General features: G+C 65.8%; 5 protein-coding genes. 3 read left to right on the top strand and 2 right to left on the bottom strand.

The window, feature by feature from the left end; genetic code table 11:
• The first annotated feature begins 425 nt into the window (after positions 1 to 425).
• Positions 426 to 1268 (top strand): DUF4349 domain-containing protein, encoded by an 843-nt coding sequence (locus F2P45_RS33610; protein ID WP_166882556.1) that lies wholly within the window; start codon positions 426 to 428, stop codon positions 1266 to 1268.
• Here the strand turns inward: F2P45_RS33610 and F2P45_RS33605 are convergent.
• Positions 1253 to 1591 (bottom strand): antibiotic biosynthesis monooxygenase, encoded by a 339-nt coding sequence (locus F2P45_RS33605; RefSeq protein ID WP_166882555.1) that lies wholly within the window; start codon positions 1589 to 1591, stop codon positions 1253 to 1255. The genes F2P45_RS33610 and F2P45_RS33605 overlap by 16 nt on opposite strands.
• An 83-nt stretch (positions 1592 to 1674) precedes the next feature.
• Here F2P45_RS33605 and soxR point away from each other — a divergent pair, with 83 nt between their 5' ends.
• Both soxR and F2P45_RS33595 read left to right on the top strand, forming a co-directional pair.
• Positions 1675 to 2166, top strand: coding sequence for a redox-sensitive transcriptional activator SoxR (soxR, locus tag F2P45_RS33600; protein ID WP_370663346.1), 492 nt, complete (start codon positions 1675 to 1677; stop codon positions 2164 to 2166).
• Positions 2167 to 2356: 190 nt separating this feature from the next.
• Positions 2357 to 4429: an acyltransferase family protein gene (locus tag F2P45_RS33595; protein WP_166882554.1), complete on the top strand. Its 2073-nt coding sequence runs from the start codon at positions 2357 to 2359 to the stop codon at positions 4427 to 4429.
• Between the two features lie 28 nt (positions 4430 to 4457).
• Here the strand turns inward: F2P45_RS33595 and F2P45_RS33590 are convergent, their stop codons facing one another.
• Positions 4458 to 5681 (bottom strand): MFS transporter, encoded by a 1224-nt coding sequence (locus tag F2P45_RS33590; RefSeq protein ID WP_166882553.1) that lies wholly within the window; start codon positions 5679 to 5681, stop codon positions 4458 to 4460.
• Between the last annotated feature and the right edge of the window lie 230 nt (positions 5682 to 5911).

Here is a 5911-nt window from a genome sequence, read left to right as displayed (position 1 = left end):
CCTATTGCCCACAATAGGATAATTCGAACCGAGCGGCGTCGAGAGCGACAATTCGGAATTGCGGATGACGTTTATGAAACATCCAGGCTAAGAGCCTGTTTCGGTAGGCCGGGGGAAGCAGGGGCGATGCATGGCGGACGCGGGCAAGGCGCGAGGAGGCCGCATGGCTAGCCATGCAACGACGAACAACGCCGCCCCCGCCCGCCAGGCGCGCCCACTGCGACTCCGGCCTACCGAAACAGGCTCTAAGTCCCCCGCAAGTCCCGCCCGGCTGCTGTTGCCAGCACGCCGGGACCGGCCTGACCGGAGGCGGGCCAGCCAGTGCTGGCCGCGCCCGGCCAACACGGCCACGCAAGCCTGCACCGGTTTCCATTCGGCACGCGCATGATGTTATCATTCCATCAACATCGATTCCATGCCTTCCTATGAAAATCCTGCTCGGCATCGCTGCTGCCTTCCTTCTGTCTGCCTGTTCGCAAAAAATGGAGGTCACTGGCGTCGGCACGCCGCTCGGCAAGAACAAGCTCATCGAGGCCGGAGCGCGCAAGGCTGCGGAGTCGTCCAGCGCGTCAAAAACGGGGCGTTACATCGCCACGCGCCATAAACTCGTGCTCGAGGCGCCCGAAGCCGACCTGCACAAGCACTTCGCGGCCATCCAGGCGGCCTGCGTCAAGTTGGCCTGCGTCGTGCTCAACACCGATCAGTCGCAAACCCGCCGGTACCAGTCGGCCAATGCCACCCTGAGCGCGCGGATTCCTCCGCAAGCGTTCGACAGCTTTCTCAAAACCATGCTGGAGCACGGCAAACTCCTGAAGCACGAGCGCGACAGTGAAGACCTGACCGCCCAAGTCATCGATGTCGAAGCCAAAATCGCCAATCTCACGGCGCTCAAGGCGCGCATCCTCGACCTGCTGGCCAAGCGCACGGGCAATATGGACGAACTGCTGAAGGCGGAAAAACAGCTTTCCGAAACCCAGACCGAACTCGACAGCATCGCCGGCAGGCGCAAGGCACTGGCGAACCAGACCGGCATGACAGAGGTCCAGCTGAACCTGGTAGCCGAATCGCTGCATGCCGAAGAAAACTGGGCGGCGCCCGTGGCGCAGGCGACCAAGGAATCCGGCCATGTGCTCATGTCAAGCCTGGGTGTCCTGATCACCGTCGCCGTTGCCGTGTTGCCGTGGTTGCTGGTGGCGATCCCCCTGTTCCTGTGGCTGCGCAAGCTGTACCGCGCACGCAAGGCGCGCCGCGCTCAGCCGGCGATGTAAAACCCGCGGTCCGAGCGCACCCCGAGGCGCTCGAGCACCTGCGCCGGCGCGATGCCTTGCTCGGCAAAGCGCTGCTGCACGATTTCCTGGGCCACCGCCATCGCGCCGGCCGTCTTCCATTCGACCATGGTCACCACATTAAATTCCCCGGTGCCGCCAAATTGCGTCAACAAGTGCTTCTGGCGCCAGCCGGGCAGACGCTCGAACATTTGCAAAATCTCGCGCATCTGTTCCACGAAGGCCGGCAGCGACGCGGCCGGCACGACGAATTTATCAACGCGAAATACCCCGTCGGACGGGTTCCTGGGCGTGTTCCTTGCCATCTGAAATTCTCCTTTAAAATGCTTGCCTGGGCAGCGAAAGCCAGTCTAAAACATCAAGTTAAGTTGAGGTCAAGGAGTCTTCAGTGGCAGATCAACATCCGGTACGCGAACCCCATCCGGCCTTGTCGGTGGGCGAGGTCGCGCGGCGCAGCGGGGTGGCCGTGTCGACCCTGCATTTCTACGAAACGCGCGGGCTGATCGCCAGCACGCGCAGCGGCGGCAACCAGCGCCGCTACACGCGCGACGTATTGCGCCGCATCGCGTTCATTCGCGTGGCCCAGCGCGTGGGCATCAGCCTGGCCGAGATCGAGGCCGCGCTGGCCACCCTCGGCAGCGGCGCGCCCAGCCGCGACGACTGGGCGCGCCTGTCGGCCGCCTGGCGTCACGATCTCGACCAGCGCATGGCGCAGCTGAAAAAACTGCGCGACACGCTCGACGATTGCATCGGCTGCGGCTGCCTCTCGCTGGAGCGCTGCTGGTTGCGCAATCCGCAGGACAAGCTGGCCGGCAAGGGACCCGGCCCGCACCGGATCTGGATCGGCACCCCGGCGCGCGAGGAAGACGAGGCCAAATAGAGAGACAGCAAGGCCGCCGGGATGTGACGCCGGACAGCTTGCCGCGACGGCGCGGGAACGCAGTGGCCAGCACGCGGTCGAATGATTGAGTATTTACATTTACGGCAACGTTTGTATGTGTATTTAATTAAACAAATCACAACTTTATGTAGCGCTTCCACTATAATATGCATGTTGTCGACATTGTTTTTTGTCCAATCATTTGTACCCGGAGGCTGTCATTCCACCCAACAATCCTACCGTGCACGCGGGCGCGCTCGCCTACCGGCCCGATATCGATGGCATGCGCGCGCTGGCGGTGATCGCCGTGATCGCTTTCCATGCCTGGCCGACCTGGTTCGCCGGCGGCTTCGTGGGGGTCGACATCTTCTTCGTCATCTCGGGCTTCCTGATCACCTCGATCCTCCTGTCGCAGCTGCAAAAGGCCACGTTCAGCATCGCCGATTTCTACGTGCGCCGCATCCGCCGCATTTTCCCGGCCCTGACGGTCGTCATGCTCGCCACCCTCGCCTTCGGCTGGATGACCCTGCTGCAAGGCGAATTCCAGCAGATCGGCAAGCACGCCGTGGCCGGCACCACCTTCGTCTCGAACCTGGTGCTCTGGAACGAGGCCGGCTACTTCGACAACGACGGCATCACCAAGCCCTTCCTGCACCTGTGGTCGCTCGGGGTCGAAGAACAGTTCTACATCCTGTGGCCGCTGATCCTGTGGCTGGTGTTCTCGCGCAAGCTGCGCTTTTTGTGGGTCGCGGGCGTGATCTTCGTGATCTCCATGAGCGCCAACCTGCTGCTGGTGACCGACCATCCGGTGGCAGCCTTCTTTTCGCCGCTCACGCGCTTCTGGGAACTGATGGCCGGCGGCGTGGTCTCGTATCTGCACCTGCACCACGCGCAGCGCTTCACCCGGCATGGCACGGCGCTGTCGCTGGGCGGCGCGGTGCTGCTGGGGCTGGCGTTCTGGCTGACCAACGAGCAATCGCTGTTTCCCGGCTGGTGGGCCATGCTGCCGGTGGGCGGCGCCTGCCTGCTGATCCTGGCCGGCAAGGATGCCGTGCTCAACCGCCTGGTGCTGGGACGGCGCCTGCCCGTCGCGATCGGGCTGATCAGCTATCCCCTGTATCTGTGGCACTGGCCGCTGCTGTCCTACGGGCAGATTATCCATGGCCAGAAGCCGCCGATGCTGGCCAAGGTGGCGCTGATCGTGGCCGGCTTCGTGCTTGCCTGGCTCACCTGGCGCCTGGTCGAAATCCCGCTGCGCGAACGGCGCGACCGTACGCGCGTGACCTGGTCGCTGGGGCTGGGCATGGTCGCCATCGCCGTGTTCGGCCTGGCGATCGGCACCAGCGTGCTGCGCGAACGGATCGACACCCATGGCGCCGAGCCCTACCTGGCGGCCCTGAACGACAGCCAGTACCCCGGCCCGACCCTGGCGCCGCTGCGCTACGACGGCGTGGTGTTCCAGAAAGCGGCCAGCCGCGGACCCGGCCTGACCGTGTTCCTGGGCGACTCCGTGATGCAGCAGTACGGCCCGCGCGTCGAACACGCGGTGGCGACCGATCCGGCGCGCTTCAGCTCGGTGATTTTCGCCACCGCCGGTGGCTGCCCGCCGATCGAGCACACGGTGCGCCTGCCGCAGATCCGCTTTCCGCTGTGTCCCAGGACGGTGAAGGCGGCCTACGCGCTGGCCAACAGCGCCGAGGTCGATACGGTGGTGGTGGGCGCGGCCTGGTACGGCTACTTCAACGCCGGCCAGCACGAACTGCTGGTTGCCAGGGACGGCGTGCAGAAAGCCTTTCCGGCCGTCGACGCCCAGGAACTGGCCTACGCATCGCTGCGCGAGAGCCTGGCCACGCTGCGCAAGAACGGCAAGCGCGTGTTCCTGGTGCTGCAGCCGCCGGCCGGCGCCGCCTACGATCCGCAGTCGATGTACACCGGCTCGCGTTTCGGCGCGATCGCCCCGCTGCCGGCGGTGCCCGCCTTCGACCTGGCCGACTATCGCCAGCGCAACGCCACGCCGCTGGCGCGCCTGACCGCGATTGCCGCCGAGACCGGGGCGATCGTCATCGAACCGGCCCAGTCCATGTGCAAGGAGCAGCAGTGCCCGGTGCTCGACGAAAGCGGCGCGCCGCTGTACACCGACACTATCCACATGCGTCCGGCCTACAGCCGGCGCGCCGCCAGCTTCCTCGATCCGACCATGCTGCGCGGGCCGGCCGCCGCAAGCGCGCGGTCGAGCGCGCTGGTCAATCCGCCGGCGCTGTGACGGCCAGGGCGCAGTCCGGCGCCCTGGTCTATCCTTCGGCCGGCGCGCTCGACGCGGGCGGGCCCGCCATCTGCACGCGCCAGCCCTGCAGGCGCCAGGCGGCCCAGGCCGACAGTAGCGCGCCGAGCAGCAGGATCAGGCGCGTATCGAGCAGGGTCAGCACCGATCCGACCAGGGCCATGACGATATTGGCCAGGCAGAACGTGGTCGACAGCAATCCCATCACGGCGCCCTGCCCCAGCGCGCCGAAGCGCTCCGCGCACCAGCCCGGCACGATGGCGTTGTAAAACGCATTCGGAATCCCGAACAGCACGATCGCCGCCAGTCCCAGCCCCACATGGCCGACCGCCACCGCCGCGATCGCCGTGGCGCAGGCGAACGCGCTCCACGCGGCCCGTTGCAGCGGCGCGAAGCGGCTCGGCCGGCCGGCGAACACGGCGGTGAGGGTCATCACCGCGCACAGGCCGGCCGTGACCCAGGCGATGCCGGGCGCGCCATAGCCGGGAAACTCCACCAGCCACAAGGGATAGAACTCGTAGAAGGCGGTCACGCCGCAGGTGTAGGCGAACTGGACGATGAACAACTTGCGCAGGTCGGCGTGGCGCAGCAAATGAAACGCATGCTGGTGGCGCGCCACGTACCACCATGAGGTGGTGGCCAGCGACGGCGTCTCGCGCGGCAGCACCAGCGCCACCAGCACGGTGGTCATGACCAGGGCGCCGGCGGCGATCCAGAACGGCACCGTGATGCCCCACACCACGGTGGCGCCGGCCAGCAGCGGCCCGGCCAGCCAGCCCAGGTAAAAGGCCCCGTTCAGCCACGACAAGGCACGCACGCGCAGGTCGCCTTCGAGGCGGTCGGCCAGCATCGCGCGCACCACCGCGCCGTTGCCTTCCAACAGCCCGGTAGCGAAGCGCGCCACGATAAACAGCGGATACGATTCGAGCAGCAGCGCGGCCGCCGTGAGCATGTGGCCGAGGGCGGCGCCGATGGTGGTCAGCATCAGCAGCGGGCGGCGGCCGTAGCGGTCCGACAGCGGGCCGAGCAAGGTATTACCGATCAACAAGCCGAGCGGATTGATGGTCAGCGCCAGGCCGAACAGCATTTTGGGCGGCAGCCCGAGGAAGGAATTGAGGCCATTGCCCACGCCCGAAGCGAACAGGGGCGGCAGGATCGGATACGGCAGCGACGCCCCGATGGTCGAGAACAGGCCCAGCAGGCAAGCGGCGGCAATGAGGAGTTTGATGTGCATGCGCGGGAACATACCTGCGCACTAGCAATAGGTCAACAACTGGTGCGCCAACAGCTGGTGTCAGGCCTGACACCGGCGGGAATACCGGCGGGAAGGCCGAGGCCGTGTCCGAATGTCAGCGTAGTATTCGGCGGGCCGCCGAAAATCGCGCCGAAGAAACAAATATTGGGTATTTGTGGCAGAGTGGAATGAGGCGCTGCGCAAGACCGATAGAGCAATGGTGCAATTGC

It is taken from the genome of Massilia mucilaginosa (assembly GCF_011682145.1).
Classification (GTDB): domain Bacteria; phylum Pseudomonadota; class Gammaproteobacteria; order Burkholderiales; family Burkholderiaceae_D; genus Telluria_A; species Telluria_A mucilaginosa.
This window is presented reverse-complemented; position numbering and strand designations above follow the sequence as displayed.